The 14,053-nt window shown below is 68.8% G+C and carries 8 protein-coding genes; all 8 read right to left on the reverse strand.

From position 1 onward, the window contains the following. Window positions 1-645: 645 nt before the first annotated feature. Window positions 646-6,636: a SpaA isopeptide-forming pilin-related protein gene (locus IM778_RS13810; RefSeq protein WP_194409413.1), complete on the reverse strand. Its 5,991-nt coding sequence runs from the start codon at window positions 6,634-6,636 to the stop codon at window positions 646-648. A gap of 269 nt (window positions 6,637-6,905) precedes the next feature. Then, complete coding sequence (locus tag IM778_RS13815) at window positions 6,906-7,121, reverse strand: Rv0909 family putative TA system antitoxin (protein ID WP_194409414.1); 216 nt, start codon at window positions 7,119-7,121, stop codon at window positions 6,906-6,908. 156 nt (window positions 7,122-7,277) lie between these two features. Then, window positions 7,278-8,471, reverse strand: a complete 1,194-nt coding sequence (gene tuf / locus IM778_RS13820) for an elongation factor Tu (protein ID WP_127818193.1) — start codon at window positions 8,469-8,471, stop codon at window positions 7,278-7,280. Window positions 8,472-8,624: 153 nt separating this feature from the next. Further along, window positions 8,625-10,739, reverse strand: coding sequence for an elongation factor G (fusA, locus tag IM778_RS13825; RefSeq protein ID WP_194409415.1), 2,115 nt, complete (start codon window positions 10,737-10,739; stop codon window positions 8,625-8,627). A gap of 113 nt (window positions 10,740-10,852) precedes the next feature. Then, window positions 10,853-11,323, reverse strand: a complete 471-nt coding sequence (gene rpsG / locus IM778_RS13830) for a 30S ribosomal protein S7 (protein ID WP_106816549.1) — start codon at window positions 11,321-11,323, stop codon at window positions 10,853-10,855. A 5-nt stretch (window positions 11,324-11,328) separates the two neighbouring features. Beyond that, complete coding sequence (gene rpsL, locus IM778_RS13835; RefSeq protein ID WP_127818191.1) at window positions 11,329-11,697, reverse strand: 30S ribosomal protein S12; 369 nt, start codon at window positions 11,695-11,697, stop codon at window positions 11,329-11,331. A 303-nt stretch (window positions 11,698-12,000) separates the two neighbouring features. Then, entirely contained in the window at window positions 12,001-12,753 is a 753-nt protein-coding gene (locus tag IM778_RS13840; RefSeq protein WP_194409416.1) for a hypothetical protein, read from the reverse strand. Beyond that, the gene (locus IM778_RS13845; protein WP_194409417.1) at window positions 12,750-14,033 is read right to left on the reverse strand and encodes an FHA domain-containing protein; all 1,284 of its coding nucleotides are present in this window, start codon (window positions 14,031-14,033) and stop codon (window positions 12,750-12,752) included. Before IM778_RS13845 ends, IM778_RS13840 begins: the two co-directional genes overlap by 4 nt. Window positions 14,034-14,053: the final 20 nt, after the last annotated feature.

The raw sequence follows: 14,053 nt of genomic DNA on the forward strand, positions 1-14,053 counted from the left end.
GATCAGCGAGAATGCGACAGCCGCCCCAGCGACTATCTGAAACCTTTTCTTCGTGCGCAGTGCAGACACAGCGCTCCTTCCCCAAAATTCGGCGCGCGGACGCGCCGTCCCAGAGGTGCGCCGAAGCGCACCCATTCCCAGCGGCGCACCATGGCGCGCCGTACTCCCAGCGACGCACCGAAGTGCGCCGATCTTCCCAGCAGCGCACCGAGGTGCGCCGTACTTCCCAGCAGCGCACCGAGGTGCGCCGTACTTCCCAGCGACGCACCGAGATGCGCCGATCTTCCCAGCGACGCACCGAAGCGCGCCGTACTTCCCAGCAGCGCGCGAACGCGCCGTTACTACTCCCAGCACCGCCGTTGCGTCGGGTGCGTCGGCGGACGACGGCGAACCGTCGGTCTGACACTATCGCGGTCTCGGCCGGGATCGCCAATCGGCACGCGGACGGATGCTGCGGGCGAGGCATCCGTCATCGCCCCGCACAGCACGACTCGAGCCCCCGCGTCACGTCGCGGGGGCTCGAGCGTCATCGGGCACGGCTCGGGAATCCCCCTGCCCAGGCATGGCATGTGGGGGTCCGAGCATCGGAACGGCCCGACAGGTGGGAGAGGACGGGTCTTGGGGGCAACCCGTCCTCTCTCACGCTCAGAGGGCGGGCTTGGCCTCCCCGCGCCGGCGGCGGACGACCACGAGCATCGTCGCGCCGGACAGGAGGGCGAGCAGCCCGAGGATGACCAGGACGGGGGCGGGGCCGCCACCGGTCGCCGGCAGTGCCGACAGGAGCACCGTCGCATCGTCCGCATCACGGCCCGGGTCGTCCGGGTCGCCGAACGTGTGGTAATCCACCACCGCGATGTTGGTGATCGAGCTCGCCTTCGACGCCGGGTTCACCGTCGCCGCGAGCGTGATCGTCGGCGCCGCAGACGGCATCTCGTTCGCTCCCGCGGGCTGCAGGGGCCCGAACAGCACGCACTCGAGCGTGCCGCCGTAGCCTCCGGCACCCTGACCGGTCACCGCGCACGTCTCCCAGTTCGGGAACACGCTGTCATCGCCCTTTCCGGGCCACGACACATCGGTGATCTTGATGTCGGCAGGGATGTCGTCGGTCACGACGACCGACTCGGCGGCAGCGTCGTCGCTCACGTTGGCCACCTCGAGGGTGTACGTGAACGAGTCGCCGGCTGCGGTCTTCTCGATGCTCGCCGTCTTCTCGATCTGCACGTCGGAGTGGCGTGCCACGAAGCAGTCCGGCGTTGCCGGCGGGTACACCACCGCGAAGACCGACATCGGGTTCACGGTGAAGGTGACCGTCGAGTTGAGACGCCAGGCGTAGTCGAGCTCGCTGTCATCGAGGATCAGTCCGTTGAAGATGTAGTCAGCCACATCTCCCGGCGGAATGATGTCGGTCGTGCCCGGGTAGTAGTACTGCAGCGGACTCGAACCGGGGACGATGTCGCTCGCGACGATGGGCCGCCATCCCGGGTAGTCGATGCTCACGCCCGACGGCGTGAACTCGGCGCCCGGCCACTCGATCTCATCCGACCAGGTGGTCGTGCCGCCCGGGTGGGTGATCGCGACCTCCGCGGGATCCGTCGACGCGTCGCCGCTGTCGGGAGTCCACAGGAAGTGGATCTCCTCGTCGATCAGCGACGGCGACTTGGCGATCGTCCAGCCGAGGAACGGGGCGTCCGCCACGCACTCGGTGTAGACGATGGCCGTGATCTCGCGCACCGGGATGGTGACCGTGTCGCAGTTGTTCTCCTCGACCTGGTCGCGCTCCGCCGCGACGCACGCGGTGTTGACGAGCTCGTCGAGCGGCGCGGGCGGCGGGGTCGCCTCCCCCTCCGGCTCGACCGGCGGCTGCGCCGGCGCGGTGAACTCCACCGTGACGGTGATCTCGACCGACTCGCCGACGCCGAGGACCGGCGTGCTCACCTGCAGGACGTTGTCGCCGTCCACCAGGTCGGGCGCGTTGTCGTTGACCCAGCCCATCGGGAGCGTGATGCCGGTGACCTCGACCCGCTCAGGGATCGGGTCGGTGACCACCACGTCGATCGCGTCGCGCGACCCGTTGTTGGTCACGGTGAGCACGTACTCGAACTCCTCGCCCGGCTCCACCGCGTCATCGTCGAGTCCCGTCGCCGTCTTGGCGATGTCGACGTCGTCGAAGTGCACGGTGCCGCACGCGTCGTCGGAGTCCGGCTCGCGGTCGCCGACCGTCAGCACAGCCGTGTTGACGATTCCGATGCCTCCCTCTTCGCCTCCGCAGACGACCGGGTCACCGGGCATCGCCGCCACCTCGACATCGACCGTCACCGTGTAGACGGCGTCGTTCGAGCCGTCGAACGCGGCGAGCTCCTGATCATCGGCCAGCTGCGCCGTGAGCGAGTCGTCGAGATCGAACGATCCCGAGGTCGGACCCGTCCAGGAGGCGCCGGTGTACGTCACGCCTTCGGCCGGAGCGTCCAGAGTGTCGGTGAGGTCGTACTCGATCGGGACGACGACGCTGTTGTTGTGCACCGTGATCTCGTAGATCACGGTCCAGCTGCCATCCTCGTTCTGCACCGAGTCCACGACGTCCTTCTCGAACTCGTAGCCCTGGTCGACGTGACGGTTGACGATCGTGCAGACCACGTCCTCGCCCTTGCCGACCGCCCGCAGCGACGCCGTCGTGGCCGTCTCGTCGGTGAGGTCGATGACCCCGGCGATGTCGGAGACGCAGGACCAGCCGGCGCCCTCGAACTCGTCGAGTCCCGCAAGATCGCCGATGACCTCCTCGGACAGCGCGAACACGTCGCCCGCGACCACCGGTGTGGGTGCCACATCACCGCCCGCGGGATCGGTCACGACCGCCCCCTCGTCGGGGGTCCCGAAGAGCTGCCAGTTGGTGTCGGACACGTCCGCGCCCTGCACCTCGACGACCTTCACGAGCGCGAGGCTCGGACGCTCGGCCGCGTTGGTGAACTCGCACCACACCGCCTGGTTCGGCATCACGAAGGTGCCCGACCGCGCGTCGACGGTGAGGATCGGCGTCTGGTCGGATCCGACGCACACCAGCGTGCTGGTGTAGTCGGATGCCTCACCCGCGACGACCTCGATGAGCTCGCTGACCGTGACCTCGGCGCCGATGAGCGCCTCCTGCTCGATCGCGTTCTCGACGTCGGTCCACGTGCCGACGTCGCCGTTGGACACCGAGGTGCCCTCCGCCGTGGCGACGCCCTCGATCGACAGGTCGGCCGAGTCGCCCTCCTCACCGTTCACCCACGTCTTGACCAGGTGGACTGTCGAGGTCTGCGCCTCGTTGCGGAAGAAGCAGCGGATCTTGCCGTCGATGCTGTCCGCAGCGGTGACGGTCAGCGCGAAGGCCGTGCCGACTCCGTTGCCCGATACCTGACCTCCGCCGAGGCACCCGTAGGTCGAGTCGTACAGACCGCTCGCGGTCAGCGCCTCGGCGATGGGCAGCACGGCGCCGATGCGCGCCTCGACCTCGATGATGTTGATGTCATCCTGGAAGGTCGTCGGTCCGATGATCGTCGACAGCTTGGTCAGCAGCGGCCCGAATTCGGGCGTCAGCTGGAGCTCGGTCTTGTCGCCGTGGATGCCGTCGACCCACCACTTGAAGAGGACGACGCCGACCTTGATCGCCGTGTTCGTGAACGTGCACGTGACGTCGGAGTCGGGAGCGACGAAGTCGAAGTCCCGTCCGTCACCCGTGCCGTTCTCGACGACGGAGCAGGCGTAGACGCTTTCGTACTCGCCGGTGTTGGCTCCGCTGCCGAGCATCTCGTGGATGTTGACGTCATCGCCGACGCGCACGGTGACGACGACCACGTCCTCGTCGAGCTCGTTCGGCGCGCCGCTGGCGCTCGCATCGTTCGTGGTGCCGTTGATCGACAGCGCCGCGGTGTCGCCCTGGAAGGCGTCGACCCAGCGCTTGTCGAGCCGGACCGTGATCTCGTCCGCGGTGTTCACGATGGTGCAGTCGATGTCGCCCACGACGGTGAACTCCGGGATGCTGCCACCCTGGCCGCTCGAACCGTCGGAGCACCACCACGTCGCGGTGTACTCGCCGGTGTTGCCGTCGGGCAGCGACTCACCCAGGGTGACTTCCTCACCCACGCGGACCTCGACCGACGCCATGTTCTCGGTGTCGGTGCTGTTGCCCTCGGTCGCGACCGAGGTCGCAGCATCCGTCGCCGCACCGGTGATCGAGAGATCTGCCTCGTCGCCCGCGAACGCGTTGACCCACTGCTTCGTCAGGGTGACGGTCGCGCGGTCGGCGGTGTTCTCGAACGTGCAGAGGACGTTCGCGTTCGGCATCGTGAGCGTGAAGGAGGTGCCGGTGCCGTCACCGGTCGTCTGCCCCGACGTGCACGAGTACGACGAGCCGTACGTGCCCTGTCCGCCGACGAGCTCGCTCAGCGCGACGGTGTCGCCGACACGCACCGACGTCGTCGCCGTGTTGAGCACGTCGAGCTGGTCGGCGGTGCCGTCAGCGGTCGACGTCGCCGTCGCGGGTCCGGCGTGGAGTTCGGCCGTGTCACCCGCGATCGCGTCGATCCAGCGCTTCTGCAGCGTCACGGTCTTCTCGAGCGCGGTGTTCGTGAACGTGCACTGGACGCCGTCGGCTGATGCCGGCCACTGCGGCACCGTGATGGCGCCGCCGGTTCCGGTGTTGTTCGACACCGTCGCCCCGACGCACATGAGCGTCGACGAGTACTCGCCGGTGTTCGCGTCGGGCAGCGCCTCTGCCAGCGTCAGGTTCGAACCCGGCGCCACGAGGACCTGGATCACCGGGCCGTCGGTCGGCGCGGTCGATGTTCCCGCCGCCGCGGCGTCGCCGCCGATCGAGATGTCGGCCTGGTCGCCTGCGAACGAGTTCACCCACGCCTTGGTGAGCGTCACCGTGGCGTACGGCGTGTTCACGAAGGGGGTCGCGATCGTCGCGTTCGGGACGTCCTGCGAGATCGTGAAGGCCTGCGGCGTCGGGTCGAGCACGTAGTTCGCCGGCGCCACCGTCTCCGTGGCGGAGTACGTGCCGGTCGGCAGGTTCACCACCAGGAACTCGCCCCAGTCGGGATCGGCGTCGTTCAGACCGTTGTCGACGACCATCATCGGGAATCCACCCGCCCAGGGCGCGGCCGCGGCGTCGCCACCGGTCGCGGTGATCTGGAACGTCGCGCCGCCGAGCAGCTGTCCGCTGCGGTCGTGCTTGACCCACGCGACCGACCCGAGCGGGTCGACGAAGGTGACCGTCTCGCTCTCGTTCAGGCCGATGTTGACCTGCTGCGGGTTGTTCGCCGTCGGGAGCAGGTACCCGGGCGGGGCGTCGATCTCGGTGATCGTGTAGTCGCCGGGCTTGACCGTGTGGGAGAACTGGAAGTTCCCGTCGCCGTCCGTCGTGACGTCGACGCTGCCGGTGCCGGTCGTGGGATCGGGCGCGACGGTGAAGGTCGCGCCGGCGAGGGCCTGACCGGCCTCGTTGCGCTTGACGATCGTGAGGCTTCCACACGTCGAGGGCGGATCGACCGTCATCGGTCCGACCCATCCCTTGAGGTTGCCGGTGGGGCCGAAGTTCTGACCCGTGAAGCTGCGCATGTAGAGGGTCGCGTCAGCCGCGGCCGGGCATCCCGGGCGCACGCCGCCGTTCGTGAGGTCGGTGACGTTGAGACCGACCTCGAAGAAGCCGCCCTCTTCGATCGCGGCGCCGAACGGGCTCACCAGAGGCTCGTTGTTCACGGCGCCGATGAAGCCGCCGGTGCCCGACGAACACGTGCCCGGGTAGTCGGCCAGGCTCGTGTACACACAGGCCTGGAGCAGTACCGGCGGGTTGCTGCCGTGCGTGGTGATGTAGAACACCGCGCCGCCGTTGGACCGGTCAGGCTGCGGAACACCGTTGCCGAAGTTCGTGCCGGCGTTCGTGACCTCGATCACGTAGCCACCGGTGCCGCTGGTCTGATCGCGCTCCCAGGCCACGTTGAGGAAGTAGTCGTCGCCGACCGTCTCGGCGTAGGAGTACACGCGCTCGAAGTCGATCTTCGGGGGCGTGCCGCCACCGGTGGACCATCCGCTCGGATTGCTGTTGTCCTTGACGACCTGGTAGGTGCCGACGTTCGCCGTGGACTGGTACGAGACGTTGTTCCAGTCCTTGTTGCCGCCGCAGTCACCCGGTGCGTAGTTGCCGTCGATCTCGAAGCCGCCGTTGAGGCCGCCGCAGACGACGGCGAGTGCGCCGATCTCCGGTTCGGCGAGCGGGGCCGCGAGTGGCGCGATCCGCGCTGCCTCGTCGGGCGCAGCACCCTCCTCGGCCTCCGGCTCCTCGACCGGCGCCGCGGGTTCTTCGGCCGGCGGCTGCTCGACCGCAGGCTCTTCCGCAGGAGGCGGAGTCGAGGCATCCGTCGAGGTCTCTTCAGTGGCGTCCGCCTGCTGTGTCGTTGCCGTGTCGCTGGGCGTCACCTCCTCGGCGACCGCGGGGGAAACCCCCGTGAACACGAGCGAACCCGCGACGACCGCCGCGAGTGCACCCACATACCAGCGCTTCTGAAGAGCGATCTTGCGCTCTTGGGCACGCCCGAACCGCAGACTGCGACGCAGTCCCCCAGCGTTCGAAGCGTGCACGAATGCACGACTGAACATCAACTTCACCCTTGGTCGAAATGACGCAGGGTGCCCCAGGTTGGAGCCCCTCCCAGCACGTCTCGACCCGAGAGAAGGTTGGTCGCTTCCCCAGAAGCTTCGGCGGTCTCCCCAGACACGAGCCGATACGTGTTCCCAGCGCTAAACGTAGGGCCCGGCGCGGGCTACGTCAAGTACCCAATCGGCGACGTCTCCCGGACGACGGTTCTCGGCCATGAAGAAGCGGCCCGGGGAACACCCCGGGCCGCTGCTTCCGATGCCGTGCGCGTCTACTCGTTGCCGACGGCCTTGTCGATGTGGTCTCGCACGCCGTCCACGTGCTGGTCGACGCTGTCGGGGGCGACCTTCTTGACGAAGTCGGCCGCGGCGTCCAGAACGCTGTCGCTGACGTCCTCGGCCTGATCCGACTTGATCACGTCGTCGATCTTGTCCTTGTGCTGCTCCAGGAAGTCCTTGCCCTGATTGACGAGGTCGTCGATTCCCATGTCTGCTCCTTCTCGGTCCCCCGCTGGGGCACTCGAGGACATTCTGTCGTGACGGATGCCGGGCGCAACAGCCCCGGCCCCTCATCCTGAAGACGCGGAAAGCCCCCGGGATCTCTCCCGGGGGCTTTCGCAGGACGCGCGCTGCGCGTCGAAGGGTTACTTCAGGATCTTCGTCACCGTGCCGGCGCCGACGGTGCGGCCACCCTCACGGATCGCGAAGCCGAGGCCCTCCTCCATGGCGATCGGCTGGATGAGCTCGACCGTCATGTCGGTGGTGTCGCCGGGCATGACCATCTCGGTGCCCTCGGGCAGCGTGATGACGCCGGTGACGTCGGTGGTGCGGAAGTAGAACTGCGGGCGGTAGTTCGTGAAGAACGGGTTGTGACGGCCGCCCTCCTCCTTGGACAGGATGTACGCCGTGCCCTCGAAGTTGGTGTGCGGGGTGACCGAGCCGGGCTTCACGACGACCTGGCCGCGCTCGACGTCGTCACGCTTGGTGCCGCGAAGAAGCAGACCACAGTTCTCGCCGGCCCACGCCTCGTCGAGCTGTTTGTGGAACATCTCGATACCGGTGACGATCGTCTTCTGCGTCGGGCGCAGACCCACGATCTCGACCTCGGAGTTGATCGCGAGGGTACCGCGCTCGGCGCGGCCCGTGACGACCGTGCCACGGCCGGTGATGGTGAAGACGTCCTCGATGGGCATGAGGAACGGCTTGTCCTTGTCACGCACCGGGTCGGGGATCGACTCGTCGACGGCGTCCATGAGCTCGACGATCTTCTCGACCCACTCGGCGTCGCCCTCGAGAGCCTTCAGGCCCGAGACGCGCACGACCGGAGCGTTGTCACCGTCGAAGTCCTGCGACGACAGCAGCTCGCGGACCTCGAGCTCGACGAGCTCCAGGATCTCCTCGTCGTCGACCATGTCGGACTTGTTCAGCGCGACGAGCAGGTAGGGGACGCCGACCTGCTTGGCGAGCAGCACGTGCTCACGCGTCTGCGCCATCGGGCCGTCGGTGGCCGCGACGACCAGGATCGCGCCGTCCATCTGCGCAGCACCGGTGATCATGTTCTTGATGTAGTCGGCGTGACCCGGGGCGTCGACGTGCGCGTAGTGACGCTTCGGGGTCTCGTACTCGACGTGCGAGATGTTGATCGTGATACCGCGCTGGCGCTCCTCGGGAGCGGAGTCGATCGACGCGAAGTCGCGCTGCACGTTGGTGGCCGACGGGTACTTGTCGGCGAGCACCTTCGAGATCGCTGCGGTGAGCGTGGTCTTGCCGTGGTCGACGTGACCGATCGTTCCGATGTTCACGTGCGGCTTGGTGCGCTCGAACTTGGCCTTAGCCACTGGGTCCTCCTCAGGACGTTCGTGTAGAAGCTCCGGGCACTGGTTTGCGACCGGTCGTCTACGGGGATTTCTCTAGCTTAGTAGAGGGGTTCTGTTGAAGCTGTGTGAAGTTGTGGAATCCCGGATGCCGCACGAAGCGGCATCCGGGAGGGCTCATTCGCCCTTGTTCTTCTGGATGATCTCGTCGGCCACGGCGCGAGGGACCTCGGCGTAGCTGTCGAACTCCATCGAGTACACGGCGCGGCCCGAGGTCTTCGAGCGCAGGTCGCCGATGTAGCCGAACATCTCGGAGAGCGGGACCAGGGCACGGACGACCTTGACGCCCTGGGCGTCCTCCATCGACTGGATCTGGCCACGACGCGAGTTCAGGTCGCCGATGACGTCGCCCATGTACTCCTCGGGGGTACGCACCTCGACGGCCATGAGCGGCTCGAGGAGGACGGGGTTCGCCTTGCGGACGGCCTCCTTGAAGCCCATCGAACCGGCGATCTTGAACGCCATCTCGGACGAGTCGACGTCGTGCGAGGCGCCGTCCATGAGGGTCGCCTTCACGCCCACCATGGGGTAGCCGGCGAGCACGCCGACGGCCATCGCGTCCTGGAAGCCGGAGTTGGTCGGCTCGATGTACTCGCGCGGGATGCGGCCACCGGTGACCTTGTTCTCGAACTCGTACGTCTTGTCGGCCGTGACCTCGAGGGGCTCGAGCGCGAACTGGATCTTCGCGAACTGACCCGAACCACCGGTCTGCTTCTTGTGCGTGTAGTCGTGACGCTCGACGGTCTTGCGGATCGTCTCGCGGTACGCGACCTGCGGCTTGCCGACGTTGGCCTCGACCTTGAACTCGCGCTTCATGCGGTCCACGAGGATGTCGAGGTGCAGCTCGCCCATGCCCTTGATGACGGTCTGACCGGTCTCGGAGTTCTGCTCGACGCGGAACGTCGGGTCCTCTTCGGCGAGCTTCTGGATCGCCAGACCCAGCTTCTCCTGGTCGGCCTTCGTCTTGGGCTCGATCGCGACCTCGATGACCGGCTCGGGGAAGGTCATCGACTCGAGGACGACCTGGTTCGCGCTGTCGGACAGCGTGTCACCGGTGGTGGTGTCCTTGAGGCCGATCACGGCGTAGATGTGACCTGCGGTGACCGAGTCGACCGGGTTCTCCTTGTTGGCGTGCATCTGGAAGATCTTCCCGATGCGCTCCTTCTTGCCCTTGGTCGCGTTGACGACCTGGGCGCCGGAGTCGAGGTGGCCCGAGTACACCCGGATGTACGTGAGGCGGCCGAAGAACGGGTGCGACACGATCTTGAACGCGAGCGCCGCGAACGGCTCGTCGCGGTCGGCGTGACGCTCGATGACCTTCTCTTCGTCCTTCGGGTCGTGCGCCTCGATGGCGGGCACGTCGAGGGGCGACGGCAGGTAGTCCACGACCGCGTCGAGCATCGGCTGCACGCCGCGGTTCTTGAACGCCGAGCCGCAGAGCACGGGGTACAGCTCGCCCGAGATGGTGAGCTTGCGGATGGCGCCCTTGATCTCGGCGACCGTGAGCTCCTCGCCGCCGAAGTACTTCTCGAGCAGCGCCTCGTCGGACTCGGCGACCGTCTCGAGCAGTTTCTCGCGGTACTCGGCAGCACGGTCGGCGAGATCGGCGGGGATCTCCTGCACCTCGTACTTGGCGCCCATGGTCACGTCGCCCTTGGCGTCGCCGGGCCACACGAGCGCACGCATCTCGACGAGGTCGATGACGCCCACGAAGTCGTTCTCGACGCCGATCGGCAGCTGCAGCACGAGCGGCTTGGCCTTCAGGCGGTTGATGATGGTGTCGACGGTGAAGTAGAAGTCGGCGCCCAGCTTGTCCATCTTGTTGACGAAGCAGATGCGGGGAACGTCGTACTTGTCGGCCTGACGCCACACGGTCTCGGACTGGGGCTCGACGCCCTCCTTGCCGTCGAACACCGCGACGGCGCCGTCGAGGACGCGGAGCGAGCGCTCCACCTCGACGGTGAAGTCGACGTGACCGGGCGTGTCGATGATGTTGATCTGGTTCTTGTCCCAGAAGCACGTCACGGCGGCCGACGTGATCGTGATGCCGCGCTCCTGCTCCTGCTCCATCCAGTCGGTGGTGGCAGCGCCGTCGTGCGTCTCGCCGATCTTGTGGTTGACGCCCGTGTAGAAGAGGATGCGCTCGGTCGTCGTCGTCTTGCCGGCATCGATGTGCGCCATGATGCCGATGTTGCGGACCTTGTTGAGGTCGGTGAGCACTTCTTGTGCCACGGGGTTTCCTTAATCTTGTGGAGGGCTGCGGGGCGTTTCGTCTCGCTCGTTCTTCGCTCGCTCGACGGCCGGACTCGGCCGTCGAGCGAGCGAAGCGGGACGAAACGCGCTGATTACCAGCGGTAGTGCGCGAAGGCGCGGTTCGACTCGGCCATCTTGTGGGTGTCTTCGCGGCGCTTGACCGCGGCACCCAGGCCGTTCGAGGCATCCAGGATCTCGTTCTGGAGGCGCTCGGTCATCGTCTTCTCACGACGGCCCTTGGCGTAGCTCACGAGCCAGCGCAGGGCGAGCGTGTTGGCGCGGTGAGGCTTGACCTCGACCGGCACCTGGTAGGTCGAGCCGCCGACGCGGCGCGACTTGACCTCGAGGGTGGGGCGCACGTTGTCGAGCGCCTTCTTGAGGGTCGCGACGGCGTCCTGGCCGTTCTTGGCCTCGACGCCGCGGAGGGCGCCGTAGACGATCGACTCGGCGAGCGACTTCTTGCCGTCGACGAGGATCTTGTTGACGAGCTGGGTGACGACGGGGGCGCCGTACACCGGGTCGTTGACGACGGGGCGCTTGGGGGCGGGTCCCTTACGAGGCATCTTTCTCAGCCCTTCTTCGCGCCGTAGCGGCTGCGGGCCTGCTTACGGTTCTTGACAGCCTGGGTGTCGAGCGCACCGCGGATGATCTTGTAGCGGACACCGGGGAGGTCCTTCACACGACCGCCGCGGACGAGCACGAGCGAGTGCTCCTGCAGGTTGTGGCCCTCGCCGGGGATGTAGGCGGTGACCTCGGTGCCGTTGCGGAGCTTGACACGGGCGACCTTGCGCATCGCCGAGTTCGGCTTCTTGGGCGTGGTCGTGTACACGCGGGTGCAGACACCCGCCTGCTGCGGGTTCGCCTTGAGCGCCGGCGCCTTGGTCTTCGAGACCTTGGGCGAGCGACCCTTGCGAACCAACTGCTGAATGGTTGGCACGTTCTCTCCTCGTTGTGCTGCACGGTGACAGCGATGGTGTTTTCACCACAGATCCACCGGCACGGCACGATGATGCCGGGCGTTCACTGGTGGATATGCCGTGGGGGTGGCCTGTTCGCAGGCCGTTCCCTGAGAGTGGGCGGCCCCGCGACCGCACCCCGTTCCCGGCATTGCACCGGGCACGGCGGACGGCGCGCGCGAGCGCACACCCGATCAATGATACGCGGGATGCCGGAGCCCGGTCAAACGCGCGCGATCCGCGATCGATCGGCCCGCATCGTGCGGGTGGCCGCGCGGGGGCGATCAGGCGAGCAGCAGGACGAGGGCGACCGCGGCGAGGACCGCGACCACCACGAGCGCGGCCCCGAGGATCAGCAGCCGTGCGCGGGCGCCCAGGCGGCGCGGCCGGTGCGAGCCGGGCGTCGGCGACCCGCCGCCGCTGCGGTCGAGCGACCGCGGCGAGGGCGTCTGAGAGCGCGGCGCGACGACGACCTCGGGCACCCGCGGCTCGCGACGATCGCCGAGGTCGCCGGCGGTGGGCACGTAGGCGGCGCGGTGCGGCTGCGCGGCGCCGAAGGCGGGCTCCGGCGTCGCTGCTGCGGGCTGATCCGTCGTGGGTCGGAACGGCCGGAGGATCGTGTCGTCGACGACCTCGGGCACGGCGGGCGAGGTGGTGGCGCTCTCGGTCTCGGCGTCCGCCCCCGGCGTCGGGGAGCGGCGCGGCCCGACCGTGCTCCCGCCGCCCGGGCCCCCGCGCCGCACCGACAGCGCGGTGGCGTCGTCGGCCGGCCAGTCGTGCCGGGCCGACAGGCGGGTCGCCTCGTCCACCGGCTCGCCGCGCCGCCCCGACAGCGCGGTCGCGTCGTCCGGTATCGATTCGGCGCGACGGGTCGAGATCACGGTCTCGTCATCGGGCTCGGCGTCCGGCACCGGCTCGGCGCGACGGGCCGAGATCACAGTCTCGTCATCGGGCTCGGCGTCCGGCGCTGCCGGTTCGTGCGTCGTACGGCGCCGTGGGGCGGGCGCTGCCGCACCGGCGTCGCCGGGGCCGGTCACTCTTCGCTCCGCACGAGGCGGACCTCGGCATCCCCCATCAGGAAGCGGTCGCCGGCTTCGACCTCCTCGCCGGGCGTCGCCTCGACCTCGGTGCCCATGAGGGTCGCGAACAGCACGCCGTTGGTCGAGTCGAGATCCGTGACGTACCACCGGTCGCCGCGCAGTCGCAGGCGCGCGTGGGTCTTCGAGACGGTCCCGTCCTGGATGCCGACCAGCTGCGCCGTCGGGTACTCCGGGTCGCTGGACGGGCGGCGGCCGAGGATCACGACGTCCGACACCAGGGCGATCGGGTCGCCCGTCGGCGGCACGAGAGACCAGTCGGTGCGCTTGCGGCGCGCGATGATCGTGTGGTCGAGGACGTCGTCCTCGTCGGGGATCTCGGGCTTCGCATGGTGCGCCGACACCGACGAGCGGGCGGCGCGGGGCGCGCCGGCGTCGGGTGCGCCGGCGACGGCGGAGACGGGTCCGGAGCTCTCGGGGAACGCGTCGGCGTCGTCCATCGGGGATCGCGCCGGCACCCAGGGCTCGCGGTCGTCGCCGGACGTGGCGGGCGGGGGCACACGGGTCACCGGCGGCCGGGTGATCCCGCCGCCGGTGGTGGCGGACTCGGGCGCGGTGAAGGCGTCGGGCGTGAACGGGATGGGCTCGGCGGCGGATGCCGGGACCGCCGAGATCGGCGCGGGCGCACCGGGCACAGCGCCGGTCACCTCGGCGCTCAGGTCGGCAGAGTCCGAGGCGAAGCCCTGCCACGGGTCGTCGGGCGAGGCGCCCTCACCGTCGTCGGGAAGGGCGTCGGGCGTGCCGCTCGCGGCGACGGGACGACTCGGCAGGGGCGGCGGCGTAAAGCCCCCGGCGGGCGGGGCCCACCCTTCGACGGGCGGCGCCACCTGCGCCGACGCCTGGAAGCGCGCCGCGCCGGCGGGCGCCGACTCGGCGGACTCCGGCTCGTGGGAGAAGGCCGCGGACGAGGGTGCACCGGTGGACGCCGGAGCGGACGGCGCCGGGGACGGCGTGTACGCGGGCGGCGGCGCGAACCCCGAGAACGGCGAGGAGTCCGACAGCGGCGAGGCGGATGCCGCGTCCCTCGGGTACAGCGGAGCCGCACCCTGCTCCGCAGCGGCCGCGGGGCGGCGGACGGGAAGGGCGGCAGCGGCGGCAGGACGGCGGGCCCGTCGCCCGTCCGGCGAGCGCCGAACGCGGGAGCGGCGGACCGGGCCCCGCGCGCGCTGTGCGCGCCCTGCGCGGGAACCTCCCTGCCGACCCAGCGGGCGCTCCCCCACCCGATGATCGACGCCCACAC

It is taken from the genome of Microbacterium cremeum (assembly GCF_015277855.1).
GTDB lineage: Bacteria > Actinomycetota > Actinomycetes > Actinomycetales > Microbacteriaceae > Microbacterium > Microbacterium cremeum.

Coding starts and splice junctions, on each gene's coding strand:
- IM778_RS13810 (WP_194409413.1), bottom strand. CDS start 6,636: ATGTTCAGTCGTGCATTCGTGCACGCTTCGAACGCTGGGGGACTGCGT.
- IM778_RS13815 (WP_194409414.1), bottom strand. CDS start 7,121: ATGGGAATCGACGACCTCGTCAATCAGGGCAAGGACTTCCTGGAGCAG.
- rpsG (WP_106816549.1), bottom strand. CDS start 11,323: ATGCCTCGTAAGGGACCCGCCCCCAAGCGCCCCGTCGTCAACGACCCG.